Genomic DNA, 13,248 nt, shown 5'->3' on the forward strand with positions numbered 1-13,248 from the left:
CGGCCAACCGGAAACGCATGCTGCCCGGAACCGAAAAACCACCCCGAAACCAATCACACCGCGCGATCAGAGATCACGCGGTGGATCGAGGCTCAGAGACCGTTTGGCCCTGTTCCTGGCCGCCGCACTGGGAGTCGCGGGGCTCACCGCGACCGGCCAGACCGCGACCGCAGCCGAGGACGACCCGGTGGACATCCACGGACTGAAGGGCGAGTACTACACGCAGTCCGCCCCCGGCGCCTTCGACTTCCACGAGCTCAAGGCCACCGCCTTCGACCCGCACCTCGACTTCGACAACCTGGAGCCGCGGCTGAACTTCACCACCGGCCGGTCGGACGACGTCAGCGTCCGCTGGACCGGGAAGATCGTGCCGGAGAAGACCGGCGCGCACACCTTCTCGATCATCGGAGACAACGGCTTCCGGCTGTGGATCGACGGCCGGCTCGCCATCGACCACTGGGTCGACGACTGGGACCGCGAACAGAGTGCCGAGCCGATCGAGCTGACCGCCGGCCGGGCCCACGACATCAAGGTCGAGTACTTCGAGCACTACGGCGGCTCCAACCTCCACCTGCGCTGGACCGAGCCCGGCGGCACCAAGGAGGCCGTGCCGCAGTCCGCGTTCCGTCTGCCGGACGGCTTCGACTACGACGGCTCCCTCGCCGCCACCGTCCTCGGTTCCGGACGCACTCTGAAGCTCGACTTCCCGCGCCCGCTCGCCGCGCCCCCGGCCGGACTCACCGACCACGTCAACGCGGTCATCGGCGGCGCGCAGTGGCCGCTGACCGGCGCCGAGCGGGACCCGGCCGACCCCAAGGCCCTGCTCGTCACCCTCGGCGAACCGGTCGTGGGCAACAAGACCGGCACCGCCCGCGGCACCGCCGACGTCCGCTACGACGGACAGGGCGGCCTGGCCACCGCCGACGGCGACCGGGTGGACGCGTTCATGAGCAGCGGACCCAACCGCTCCACCCACGAACTGACCACCGAGTGGGCCGACGAGGTGGGCCCGGACAACGCTCTTCCCGAGTACCCGCGCCCCCAGCTCACCCGGGACCAGTGGCGCAACCTCAACGGGCAGTGGCAGTTCGCCGCCGCGGAGGAGGGGGAGCGGCCGCCCGTGGGGAAGACGCTCAAGGAGCGCATCCTGGTCCCGTACCCGGTGGAGTCCCGGCTCTCCGGCATCCAGCGGCACGAGGACCGCATGTGGTACCGCCGCACCTTCACCGTCCCCCGAGACTGGAGCATCGGTTCCGGCAAGCGGCTGCGGCTGAACTTCGGCGCCGTCGACTGGCGGTCCGAGGTGTACGTCAACGGCACGAAGGTCGCTGACCACGAGGGCGGGTACGACAAGTTCAGCGCCGACGTCACCGACGCGCTGAAGCCCGGCCGCACCCAGGAACTCATCGTCGGCGTGTACGACCCCACCGACGCCGCCGACGGCGAGAATCCGCCGCTCGGCAAGCAGCGCCTGGACCCCAGCGGCATCTGGTACACGCCCAGCTCGGGCATCTGGCAGACGGTCTGGATGGAACCGGTCGCCCGTGACCACGTCGACTCCCTGAAACTGGTGCCCGACGTGCCCGGCGAACGGCTCACCGTGGAGGCGAAGGGCGTCCGGGACGGCGTACCCGTCAGGGCGACCGCGTACGACGGACGGCGCAAGGTCGCCACCGTGACCGGCCGCACCGGGGAGCCGCTGGACCTGCGGATCGCGAACCCTCGGCTGTGGTCGCCCGACGACCCCTTCCTGTACCGGCTGGAGGTGACCGTCGGCACCGACCGCGTCGGCAGTTACTTCGGGATGCGTTCGATCGCCGTCGAGGAGATCGACGGCGTGCCGCGCACGGTCCTCAACGGCGAACCGGTCTTCCTGATGGCCACCCTCGACCAGGGCTTCTGGCCCGACGGTCTGCACACCGCCCCTACCGACGAGGCCCTCGCGTACGACCTGCGCGTGCACAAGGAGCTCGGGTTCAACTCGGTGCGCAAGCACATCAAGGTCGAGCCGGACCGCTGGTTCTACTGGGCCGACCGGCTGGGTCTGATGGTGTGGCAGGACATGCCGTCCATGAGGGCCGGGGTGAATCCCGACGCCTCGTCCCGCGCCCGCTACGAGCGCGAGATGAAGCAGATGATCGACGAGCATGTCAGCAGCCCGTCCATCGTCATGTGGGTCACCTTCAACGAGGGCTGGGGCCAGTACGACGTCGGCCGCATCGCCGAGCAGGCCAAGGCCTGGGACCCGTCGCGCCTGGTCAACAACCAGTCGGGGCTCAACCTCGGCGCCGACGGCAACGCCGGCGACCTCATGGACGAGCACGGCTATCCCAGCCCGGCGCTCCCACCGCGCCCGGACGGACGGCGTGCCCTGGTCACCGGTGAGTACGGCGGCCTCGGTCTCGCGGTGCCGGGTCACGCCTGGGCGGTCCAGCAGTCGTACGTCGACGTCGACCCCGAGACCTACACCGAGGACTACCTCACCAAGCTCGACGAGGTACGGGCCCTGGTCTGCCGGGGCAGCAACGGCGCCGTGTACACGCAGATCTCGGACGTGGAGGGCGAGCTGAACGGCCTGCTCACCTACGACCGGCGCGTGCTGAAGCCGGACGTCGCCCGGGTGAAGGCCGCCCATGACGCCCTGATCCGGGACGCGTCCCGGGCGCAGCCCGCGGGGTGTCCGGCCAAGGGGGCCGAGCGGTGAACGGTTCCTCCGGCGGCCCGCGCCCGTCCGGGTGGCGTTCGGTACCCCGGGTACCGCTCCGGGTCCCACCCCGGGGGCCGTATCGAGTTTCACCCCATATACGGCTTCCGGAGCGCCTTCTGACGCCGCGTCGGGAGATTCCGGCCGCGCGGCGGTGACCCCGTCCGCCCCCTGAGTCCCGCCCCTCCCGTCGAGTCGAGGGAGGGGCGGAGACGCAATCTGATGTTAACTGTGTGTGGCGGGATCGTACTTGACCGTAATCGGTCACGGGCGATTGACTGCTGGTCCACCCGTCGTCCACGCGAGGCAAGCCCGTGAACGCAGACCTGCTCGCTCCTCTCGACCTGGCGTTCTGGAACATCGAGTCCGCCGACCACCCCATGCACCTCGGCGCCCTCGGGGTCTTCTCGGCCCGTTCGCCCGCCGCGGGCGCCCACGCCGCGGATCTGCTCGCCGCCCGCGCCGCCGCCGTTCCCGGACTGCGCATGCGTATCCGCGACGTGTGGCAGCCCTTGTCCAGGCGCCCCTCCTTGCCCTCCCTGGCCGGCCTCTCCTCCCTGCCGGCCCTGCGCCGTCCGCTCGCCGCCACGCTCGGCTCCGCGCTCCGCCGACCGTTCGGTTCCGCGCTGCGTGAACCGCTCACCTCGGCCCTGCGCCGCCCGCTCGCCTTCGGCGGCGCCGAACGGGAGACCGACCCCGGCTTCGATCCCCTGAACCACGTCCGGCTGCACGCCCCCGCCACCGACTTCCACGCGGCGGCGGGCCGGCTCATGGGACTCCCCCTGGAGCGCACCCGGCCGCCCTGGGAGGCCCATGTGCTGCCGGGGGAGGACGGCGTCTCCTTCGCCGTCCTGTTCAAGTTCCACCACGCCCTCGCCGACGGACTGCGGGCCCTCACCCTCGCCGCGGCCCTGATGGACCCGATGGACCTGCCCACCCCCCGGCAAGGCCCCGCCGCGCCTGCGCGCGGACTGCTCCCCGACGTGCGCGAGGTGCCCGGACTCGTCCGCGGAGCCCTCTCCGACGCGGGCCGGGCCCTGGACATCGGCGCCTCCGTCGCCCGTTCCACCCTCGACGTGCGCTCGTCACCGGCCTTCACCTGCGAACCCAGCGGCACCCGCCGCACCGCCGGGGTGGTGCTCGACCTCGACGACGTGCACCGGATCCGCAAGAGCGTCGGCGGCACAGTCAACGACGTGCTGATCGCGGTCGTCGCCGGTGCCCTGCGCCAATGGCTCGACGAGCGCGGCGACGGCAGTGAGGGCGTCGCCCCGCGCGCCCTCGTCCCCGTCTCCCGGCGCCGCCCGCGCACCGCGCATCCCCAGGGCAATCGGCTCTCCGGCTACCTGATACGGCTTCCGGTCGACGAGGCGGAACCGCTCGCCCGCCTCGACCTGGTGCGCACCGCCATGGACCGCAACAAGGACGCCGGCCCGAACCGGGGCGCGGGCGCCGTCGCCCTGCTCGCCGACCACGTACCGCCGCTCGGCCACCGGCTCGGCGGACCCCTGGTCGGCCGGGCGGCCCGGCTCTGGTTCGACGTCCTGGTCACCAGCGTGCCGCTGCCCGGCTTCGGGCTGCGGCTCGGCGGCGACCCGCTCGGCGCCGTCTTCCCCTTCGCGCCGCTCGCGCCCGGACACTCCCTGGCGGTCGCCGTCTCCACCTATCGAGGGCACGTCCACTACGGACTGGTCGCCGACGGTGCCGCCGTCCCCGATCTCGACCGGCTCGCCGGCGCCGTGACCGAGGAGGTGGAGACGCTCCTCACCGTCTGCGACCCCTGACCGCCCGCCACGGCACCCACCACCGTGTGTGACCCCTGACCACCGGCCGGTACGGGTTTGGCGCTGCGGCCCGGCGCTCCGTAAAATCGCCCGTTCGACAGCGGGCGCGACCGGAGCGCCGCCACGGCAGACCAGGAACGGCAACGGCGATGACGGTGACAGAGGACGGCCCCCGGGCCACGGACACGATGGTCCACGGGGACCCCGTGGCGCACGAGGACGTGGTGGCACACGGGCCCGGCATCGACCCGGAGCGGCTGGCCGTGTGCCTCGACGTGCTCGCGGAACTCGACACACTCGACGTCGACCACCCGGACGCGATCAAGGTCCGCCGCGCCACCTCGCACATCTACCGCACGGTCAAGCAGCGCCGCCGCCAGGAGCGCCGGGCCGCCAAGACCGCCCATGACAAGGCGGTCACCGAGGCCACCGCCACCGGCTCCGCCGAGCGCATCGACGACGAGACGGAAGGCATCCTGCCCTCGTCCCGTACCGAGGAGGGCAGCATCGCGGGGATACTCCAGCGCCCCCGCTCCTGCTACATCTGCAAGCAGCGGTACGTCGAGGTCGACTACTTCTACCACCAGCTCTGCCAGGAGTGCGCCGACGAGAACCGCAGCCGCCGGGAGGCCCGCACCGACCTGACCGGCAAGCGCGCGCTGCTCACCGGCGGCCGGGCCAAGATCGGCATGTACATCGCGCTGCGGCTGCTGCGCGACGGCGCCCACACCACGATCACGACCCGCTTCCCGAAGGACGCCGTCCGCCGTTTCAAGGCCCAGCCCGACAGCGATCAGTGGATCGACCGGCTGAAGATCGTCGGGATCGACCTGCGCGACCCGGCCCAGGTCGTCGCGCTCGCCGACTCGGTGTCCGCCGCCGGTCCGCTGGACATCCTGATCAACAACGCCGCACAGACCGTACGGCGTTCCCCGCGGGCCTACAGCGAGTTGGCCGCCGCCGAGTCCGCGCCGCTGCCCGCCGGTGAACTGCCCGCCGCCGAGGTGATCGGCGTCTTCGGCTCCGGCGCGGTGGCCGAGCTCCCGGTCGCGGGATCCGGCGCGCTCACCGCGCACGACGTCACCGGTCTGGCCCTGGTCTCCGGCTCGGCCTCCCTGGAGCGGATCGCGGCGGGCACCGCGATCGACGCCGGCGGCCTGGTCCCGGACCTGCATGACACCAACAGCTGGGTGCAGACCGTCGAGGAGGTCACCCCGGTCGAACTGCTCGAGGTCCAGCTCTGCAACTCGACGGCGCCGTTCCTGCTCATCAGCAGGCTGCGCCCGGCGATGGCGGCTGCGGCGGCGAAGCGGACGTACATCGTGAACGTCTCCGCCATGGAAGGCGTCTTCGACCGCGGCTACAAGGGCGCGGGCCACCCGCACACCAACATGGCCAAGGCCGCGCTGAACATGCTCACCCGCACCAGCGCCCAGGAGATGTTCGACAACGACCGCATCCTGATGACGGCCGTCGACACCGGCTGGATCACCGACGAGCGTCCCCATCCGGACAAGATCCGCCTCGCGGACGCCGGCTTCCACGCCCCGCTGGACCTGATCGACGGCGCGGCCCGCGTCTACGACCCCATCGTGCGCGGTGAGGCGGGCGAGGACCTGTACGGCGTCTTCCTGAAGGACTACGCGCCCGGCAGGTGGTGACGCGGGCGCCCGGCGGCCGGCGATAGGGGAGTCATTCCACCGCGCCGAGCCGGGAGTTGCGCGCCGCCAGCAGCTCCAGCACGGTGCGCCAGTCCTCCAGGACCCCCGCGTCGAAGCAGGCGGTGCGGGCCTCCTCGTCCGCCGTGCGCAGGGCGAGGAGGTCGTCCTCCTCGCCCTGGCGACCGGGCCGGGTCCGGCGGCGGACCAGCCCCGCCACCCGCTCGCCGAGCAGCGCGCGCACCGCGTCCGCGGCCCGGTCGTCCCGCGTGGCGGGCTCGCCCGGCCGCAGCAGCCGGCCGACCGGCCGGACCAGGCCGGCCACCTGAAGCTCCTTGTCTGCGGGGCGTTGCCGGCGCAGCAGTGCGGCGGTGCGCAACGCGTGGTCGTACGCGTCGACCGGGGCCCCGCCGGAAACCGGGACGTCCCGGGCGCCCCGGCAGGCGTACAGCAGGTCCATCAGCTCCTCGACACTGCGCAGCTCCATGCGCCGGTCCTCCTGGAAGACAGCCGTTTGCCGTACGGCAGCACACCATGACGAGCTTGCGTGTCGGCCAACAGGACTTGAACTGCGCCATGACCACGCGGGCTTCTCGAAAGCGCGGACACCCTTGTAGTCCGATCGAGTGATCGTCGGTAGGGCACCCAATGGTGAATTAGGCACATATAAGGGGGAGTAGGGGCGGTTCGACATGTGATCGTTACGGCGAGTTTTCAGCCCCATCGAGCGGGGGCATGCTCATTTGGTTAATCTGAGCCGGACGGGCAGCAGTAAAGGGTCCTACCCACACCCACCGGTCCGTCATGGGACACGCCACTTCACAAGGGCCTGCTCTCCTACGATCAACCGGCGCCACCGCGTCCGAACGGCTTTCGCATCATGCCCGAGCGGACGTACGACGCGGGCGCGGTAGGACCGGCGCGGCACGTCCCGAGGGCGACCGACACATAAGGAGTGCGCGGTGACACCGGAGAAGACCAACGCGGATCAGCCCGGCAAGGAACGTCCCGAGCGCGCAGGCCGCCCGGCAGGCGAGCTCGGCAGTCTCGACGTGTGGGCCCGCTCGGCCCCGATCCGCCTGGCGGGCTACGAGGAAGATCTCGCCGAGCCCCATATCCTGCCCAGCGTCGACTGAGACCGGTCCCGTCCCGCACTCCGCGTGATCGCCGCACCGCGTCGTCGCCGCGGGCGAGACGTACACCGGGGACCCGGAGACCTCCGAGGAGGATGCCCGGGTCCGGTGGATGAACCCGGCGAAGGCACGGACGGGTTGGCCCGCGCGTCATGCACCGGGCACTGTGACCGGACCGGCGGCCCCGCTCAGGGGCGGACGTAGGGCCGGGTCATGATCTCCAGGTTGTGGCCGTCCGGGTCGTCGAAGTAGGCGCCGCGACCGCCGAAGAGGCGGTTGATCCTGCCGGGTTCGGTGTGGTTCGGGTCCGCGTAATAGGTGACTCCGACCGCCTCCAGGCGAGCGATCATCGCGTCGAACTGTTCCTCGGGAACGAGGAACGCGTAGTGCTGCGACTGGATGGGCTCGTCGCGCTGCTCGTAGTAGTCGAGGGTCACACCGTTGCCCAGGTCGACGGGCAGGAACGGGCCGAAGGGGGCGCCGACCTCCAGCCCCAGGATCACGGCGAGGAACTCGGCCGACAGGCGACGGTCGCGGGCGAGGACGGCGGTGTGGTTCAACTGGACCGCTGTCGCGGGCGGTTCGGGCACGGAGGAGGGCGTGAGGGGGACGTCGAGTGCATCAGGCATGACTGGTTGGTCTCCGGGTGTCGGTTTCCGTCGGGAAACGCCGTGCGGGGCACGGCGGGAAGCGGGAAAGGAAACGCGGAGAGGAGGGTGGGGCGCGGGCGACGCCCCGCACCGGGCCGGGCGTGAACGAGGACGTCCCCGCCCGGCTCACGCAGAGGCCGGGAGCGTCTTTCGTGTGTGGCCCAAGGCCGACCCGGCAGTCACCCGGCCGACGATAGGCCCACGCCGCTGATCACCGCAACACCCGGACGGACCGGACCGCGAGGAGGCCCTGCGGGGTCTGGACGGTCTCACGGGGCGATCCGCGGAAGGCGAAGGTCTGCCGAAGGCCGGGAACCGTGTCCGGCGGATCCCGACGCCGCCGAACGACAGGAGGCCTTCGGAGTCACCGTCACCCGCGTCTACGGCCTGTGGACCGGTCCCGCCAGCCGGGTCGGCGGCAGATACTCGCGCACATACGTCCGCTCCCAGCACGCCCCCGTCTCCCGCAGTTCGCGCCAGGTCGTGTACCGGTAGCGGAACAGCCGGGCGCGGACGTACCGGGGCGGCGCGTGGGGCGGGAACGGAGAGCGGCGCAACAGCCGCAGCGTGTCGCGGTCGCCCTCCAGCAGCCGTTCCACCAGCGCGCCGAACCACGGCCCGGCGTAGGACGGTGACAGCGCGGCGAACCACATCAGCCAGTCGAGCCGCAGATGGTACGGCGCGAACTGACGCGGCCAGCGCCGGGGGTCCCCCGGCTTGCCCCGGAACTCGTACTCCCGCCAGTCCGCGTCCCTCCGGGGCGTCCCGTCCGCGGTGCCCTCGATCACCACCTCGTACCGGATCCGGCTGACACTGCCGAACGCCCCGTAGGTGTTGACCAGGTGGAGCGGGTCGAAGGACCGGTTCATCACCTGACGGCGGGAGAGCATGTTGCGTACGGGGTGGCGGCTGAGAGCGAGCAGCAGCGCGGACACCGTGAGGACGACGACCACGTACCACAGCGGGGCGCCGGCCGTGTTCGGGGCGGTGGCGGGGAACGCGACCACCGGCAGGGCCAGCACGATCGTGATCCAGTTCAGCCAGGAGAAGTTGCCCGACAGCACCAGCCACAGCTGCGTGGCGATCATCAGTGCGGCGGCAATCGTGGCTACCGGCTGAGGAGCGAACAGCAGGCACGGAACGACCAACTGGGTGACATGGTTCGCGGCCGCCTCGACCCGGTGCAGCGGCTTCGGCAGATGATGGAAGAACCAGCTCAGCGGCCCCGGCATCGGCTGGGTCTCGTGATGGTGGTCCAGGCAGGTGAGCTTTCGCCAGCACGAGTCGCCGCGCATCTTGATCAGCCCCGCACCGAACTCGACCCGGAACAGCACCCACCGCAGCAGAAACAGCACGACGACCGGCGGGGCCACCTCGTCGTTGCCGAGGAACACCGCGAGGAAGCCGACCTCGAGCAGCAACGACTCCCAGCCGAAGGCGTACCAGGTCTGCCCGACGTTGACGATCGACAGATACAGCACCCAGGGCACCAGCCACAGCAGCATCCCGGCCCACAGCGGAAGCCAGGAGTCCATCCCCGCGAGCAGCGCCGCCGACACCGCGCAGCCCGTCCAGGCGCAGCCCGCGAAGAACCGGTCCGAGTAGCGCAGCTGGAACAGACCGGGCGCCCGCGCGAACGGGGTCCGCTCCACGAACCGGGGCACCGGCAGCATTCCGCGCTCGCCGATCAGCGCACGGAACTGCAGCACCGCCGTCAGGAACGCGATCAGGTACAGCCCGGCCAGCGCCCGCTGGAAGACCAGCCGGCTCAGCCAGTAGCCGGATGCGGTGAACCACTCCACGGCCGTGCGCTCCCTCCCCGCCCCCTTGTCCGTTTGTCCGTCCCCGGTTGTCTGCCGTCCTTCGGCCGCCGTCGCTGTCCGTCTTCCCTATGACTTTCCGTATACCCGGAGCGGCCGAGACGTCCCGGAGACTTCGGGGACGTCACCGGTCGAAGAATCGAATGAACCCTGACAAGGTGGGTCCATGGCTGATCGGGGAGCGAGCGCCCTGTCACTCCCGGACGACTGGCCGGACCACCCGGATCCGATCCTGGCGCTCAACCGCATGGGCAGGTTCGACTGGAACCTGGACACCCGGGTGATGCTGATGGACGCCCAGGCCCGCGACATCTTCGACCTGCGCCCCGACGAATCCGACCGCCCCGACGTGCTGGTGAGCCGGATTCCGCCCGCCGAGATAGTGCGCCTGGACACCGCCGTCTCGCAGGCCCTGAAGGACGGCAGTGAGAACTACGGAGCGTACTTCCGGGTCCGCCGCCGCGACGGTACCCTGCGCTGGACCCACAGCCACTGCTACATCCGCCGGGACGGGACCGGACTGCCCCGCCGTATCCTCGGCGTCGTCCGGGACGCCACGGAGGAACTCAGCGACAGTGAGGTGAGGGAGACGCGGGCCGCCCAGGAGGACGCCCTGCGCAAGCAGACCAACATCGTCCAGCTCATCACGGCCGCCCTCGCCCACGCCCGCACCGTGCAGGACGTCATCGACGTCGTCAAGAACACCCACGGCCTCACTCTTCTGGGCGCCACCAGCCTCGTCATGGGTCTGGTCGAGGCCGGCCGGATCCGGCTGGTCGCCGAGGGGCCCGCCGGCAGCTTCGTCCCGGGCACCCGCGTCACCCGGATCGACGAGCAGTACCCGATGAGCGAGGCCGTACGGACCCTGAGCCCGCGTTTCATCGAGTCGCCGGAGGAGTTCGCCGAACGCTACCCGGTGCTGTGGCCGCACCTCACCGACCTGCACATCACCTCGGCGGCCTACCTGCCGCTCATCGTCCAGACCCGCCCCATCGGCGCCATGGGCCTGCTCTACAACGACCGGTGCGGCTTCACCCCCGAGGAGCGCAACCTCCTCGTCGCCCTGTGCAGCAGCATCGCGCAGAGCATGCAGCGGGCCATGTTCTACGAGCAGGAGATGGACCTCGCGCAGGGGCTCCAGCAGGCCATGCTGCCCCGCACCATCCCCAGCGTGCCCGGCGCCGACATCGCCGTCCGCTACCGTGCGGCCGGCATCGGAGGCGGTCTCGGCCGGGACATCGGCGGTGACTGGTACGACCTGATCCCGCTGCCCGGGGGCCGTGTCGGCGCCGTGATCGGCGACGTCCAGGGCCACGACACCCACGCCGCCGCCGTCATGGGCCAGTTGCGCATCGTGCTGCGCGCCTACGCCGCCGAGGGGCACCCACCGGCCACCGTGATGGCCCGCGCCTCCGTCTTCCTGCACGAGCTCGACACCGACCGCTCCGCGACCTGCCTGTACGCCGAGGCGGACCTGTCCACCGGCGTTCTCCAGATGGTCCGGTCCGGCCACATCGACCCACTCGTCCGGCGTGCCGACGGCGTCTGCTACCGCGTCCACGTGCCGGGTGGGCTGCCGCTCGGCCTGTCCGCCGAGTTCGACCGGCTCGACTACCCGGTCGGGACGATGGAGCTCGATCCCGGCGACGTGCTGCTGTTGTGCACCGACGGCCTGGTCGAGCAGCCCGGCGCCGACCTCGACGACGGCATCGAGACCCTCTCCGCGCTCGTCACCACCGGCCCCGAGGACGTACGCGAGCTGGCCGACCGGCTCATCGACGTGGCCGAGGAGCGCGGCGGGGACGACGACGTGGCCCTGCTCCTGCTGCGCCGCCGCCTGCCGGAGAGCCCGCGCGCGGGAGGCCGGCTCCAGCAGCACGTGGCCCCCGGCGACCCCGAGGCCCTCACCGAGGCCCGGCGCATGATCCGTGCCGGGGTCGGTGCCTGGGGCGCCGGAAACCGCACCGACGAGATCGAACTGGTCGCCGACGAGCTGATCACCAACGCCCTGATGCATACCGAGGGGTCCGCCGTCGTCACCCTCAGGGTCCTCACCGGCGGCGAGCGGCGGCTGCGCGTGGAGGTCGCGGACTCCTCCAGTGCCCTGCCGCGCCGCCGCGAGGCGGGGGAGTCGGGTGTCTCGGGGCGAGGTCTGCTTCTCGTCGAGATACTCGCGGACGAGTGGGGCGTGGAGGCACGCGGCGGCGGCAAATGTGTGTGGTGCGAGTTCTCCGTGACCAGGACCTCCGCCTTCGCGAACCCCACGGACCCGGCGGAGCACGGCCACAGTCCCGGCCCTGCCGACACCGACGGCACGGGACACGGCTCCCGCTGACCGGCCCGGTCCGGGGTGGCCCTCCGGACCTGACCTGACCGGTCCGGCCCTTCGGACGGATGCCGGAACTTCCCGAGCCCGAGGTGCTGCGGACGTTGTCGCCGAGCAGCCGGTGGACCACGGGCTCGTTCGCGTACGGCCCGTGGTGATCAGTGTCCTGAAGACCTACGATCCGCCGCTCGTGGCGTGCGTCGTGAGGGACCCGGGGCAGGTCCCGGGCATCGTCCGGCGGAACTGTTCCCTGGCGAGCGCCGGCAGCTCGAGGGCGTGCTGCGGGACCAGAGTTTGATCGCGGGCATCGGGAACGCCTGCGGCGACGAGATCCTGCACGCGGCGCGGACGTCCCCGTTCGAACCGGCCGTGTTCCTCACCCCGGCGGACGAGCGCGGGGCTCCCCGCTGTCACCGGGGCTTCAACGTCACCAGGTGCTCGCCGTCCGAGGAACGCAGCTCGTAGCGCTCGACCTGCCCGCTGTGCAGGGTGGAGCCGCCCGTCATGGTGTTGGGGCGGGCGTCGTGACGGGGCACGTGCCAGCTGGTCACGGTCTCCTCGGAGCCGTCCTGCCCGACCACCACCAGCCGGCAGACGCGGGGCCCCGCCCCGTCCTTGACCTTCAGCTCCAGCCGGCTGCCCCAGTCCTCGTCCGCCGTCGTGATCTCCGCCCACACCCCGGACCGCTCATCGGCCGCCGCGATGCTCTCGGGCGCCCGCTCACCGCCGCCCGAGGACGACATCAGGGCGAGCGCCGGCGCGGTCGTCGCGAGCACCACCGAGGCCGCCAGCGCGAACAGCAGCCGACGGCGCACCGCCCGGTTCCGGCCCGCCATCTCGGACAGCAGCCGGTCGAGCATCCTCGGGCCCGGCTTGGGCATCGGGTGCGTCAGCGGCGGCGTGGAGCGCCGGTACAGCATCAACTGCCGTGTCGTCGCTCCGAATTCGGTCACCTGTGCAGCGCAGCTGGGGCACTCCATGAGGTGGTCCTCGAAGCGGAAGGCCTCCGCCTCGTCCAGCACGCCGAGCGCGTACGCGCCGACGTCGCGATGCCTTTCCAGGGACCTCATGCCGAATCCTCGTACCGTTGGGTGTGGGTGGGGTTACTCGTTGCTCCCACCGGTACGCACCGGGCAGTCGATTCACTCAAGCCGCATGCCGAATCGTAACCAA

At 71.4% G+C, this 13,248-nt stretch carries 9 protein-coding genes and 1 pseudogene; 6 read left to right on the plus strand and 4 right to left on the minus strand.

Features of this window, described 5'->3' with window-relative positions:
- The first annotated feature begins 103 nt into the window (after positions 1-103).
- From ACFYQA_RS32955 to ACFYQA_RS32965, 3 genes are all read left to right on the plus strand, one after another.
- Positions 104-2,704, plus strand: a complete 2,601-nt coding sequence (locus tag ACFYQA_RS32955; protein WP_388925863.1) for a PA14 domain-containing protein — start codon at positions 104-106, stop codon at positions 2,702-2,704.
- A gap of 314 nt (positions 2,705-3,018) precedes the next feature.
- Positions 3,019-4,488, plus strand: a complete 1,470-nt coding sequence (locus tag ACFYQA_RS32960) for a wax ester/triacylglycerol synthase family O-acyltransferase (RefSeq protein ID WP_388925866.1) — start codon at positions 3,019-3,021, stop codon at positions 4,486-4,488.
- Between the two features lie 149 nt (positions 4,489-4,637).
- A complete protein-coding gene (locus tag ACFYQA_RS32965) occupies positions 4,638-6,149 on the plus strand; it encodes an SDR family NAD(P)-dependent oxidoreductase (protein ID WP_388925869.1) in 1,512 nt (503 codons plus the stop codon).
- Between the two features lie 31 nt (positions 6,150-6,180).
- On the opposite strand, the gene ACFYQA_RS32970 is transcribed toward ACFYQA_RS32965, so the two are convergent.
- On the minus strand, positions 6,181-6,633 hold the full coding sequence (locus tag ACFYQA_RS32970) for a hypothetical protein (RefSeq protein ID WP_388925872.1): 453 nt from the start codon (positions 6,631-6,633) through the stop codon (positions 6,181-6,183).
- A gap of 475 nt (positions 6,634-7,108) precedes the next feature.
- On the opposite strand from ACFYQA_RS32970, the gene ACFYQA_RS32975 reads away from it, so the two are divergent.
- Positions 7,109-7,282 (plus strand): hypothetical protein, encoded by a 174-nt coding sequence (locus ACFYQA_RS32975; protein ID WP_388925874.1) that lies wholly within the window; start codon positions 7,109-7,111, stop codon positions 7,280-7,282.
- A gap of 185 nt (positions 7,283-7,467) precedes the next feature.
- On the opposite strand, the gene ACFYQA_RS32980 is transcribed toward ACFYQA_RS32975, so the two are convergent.
- Complete coding sequence (locus ACFYQA_RS32980; protein WP_388925877.1) at positions 7,468-7,908, minus strand: VOC family protein; 441 nt, start codon at positions 7,906-7,908, stop codon at positions 7,468-7,470.
- 401 nt (positions 7,909-8,309) lie between these two features.
- Positions 8,310-9,731, minus strand: coding sequence for a lipase maturation factor family protein (locus ACFYQA_RS32985; RefSeq protein WP_388925880.1), 1,422 nt, complete (start codon positions 9,729-9,731; stop codon positions 8,310-8,312).
- Between the two features lie 184 nt (positions 9,732-9,915).
- Between ACFYQA_RS32985 and ACFYQA_RS32990 the strand changes: the two genes are divergently transcribed.
- Both ACFYQA_RS32990 and ACFYQA_RS32995 read left to right on the plus strand, forming a co-directional pair.
- Positions 9,916-12,084, plus strand: coding sequence for a SpoIIE family protein phosphatase (locus ACFYQA_RS32990; protein ID WP_388925883.1), 2,169 nt, complete (start codon positions 9,916-9,918; stop codon positions 12,082-12,084).
- A 59-nt stretch (positions 12,085-12,143) separates the two neighbouring features.
- Positions 12,144-12,471 (plus strand): annotated as a pseudogene (locus tag ACFYQA_RS32995) (hypothetical protein); the annotation flags it as partial.
- A gap of 14 nt (positions 12,472-12,485) precedes the next feature.
- Here ACFYQA_RS32995 and ACFYQA_RS33000 read toward each other — a convergent pair.
- Positions 12,486-13,145, minus strand: a complete 660-nt coding sequence (locus ACFYQA_RS33000) for a zf-HC2 domain-containing protein (RefSeq protein ID WP_388925886.1) — start codon at positions 13,143-13,145, stop codon at positions 12,486-12,488.
- Positions 13,146-13,248 lie beyond the last annotated feature (103 nt).

Origin of the sequence: Streptomyces sp. NPDC005774 (assembly GCF_042871645.1) — a bacterium.
Lineage (GTDB): Bacteria > Actinomycetota > Actinomycetes > Streptomycetales > Streptomycetaceae > Streptomyces > Streptomyces pratens.

Coding starts and splice junctions, on each gene's coding strand:
- ACFYQA_RS32965 (WP_388925869.1), top strand. CDS start 4,638: ATGACGGTGACAGAGGACGGCCCCCGGGCCACGGACACGATGGTCCAC.
- ACFYQA_RS32970 (WP_388925872.1), bottom strand. CDS start 6,633: ATGGAGCTGCGCAGTGTCGAGGAGCTGATGGACCTGCTGTACGCCTGC.
- ACFYQA_RS32980 (WP_388925877.1), bottom strand. CDS start 7,908: ATGCCTGATGCACTCGACGTCCCCCTCACGCCCTCCTCCGTGCCCGAA.
- ACFYQA_RS32990 (WP_388925883.1), top strand. CDS start 9,916: ATGGCTGATCGGGGAGCGAGCGCCCTGTCACTCCCGGACGACTGGCCG.
- ACFYQA_RS33000 (WP_388925886.1), bottom strand. CDS start 13,145: ATGAGGTCCCTGGAAAGGCATCGCGACGTCGGCGCGTACGCGCTCGGC.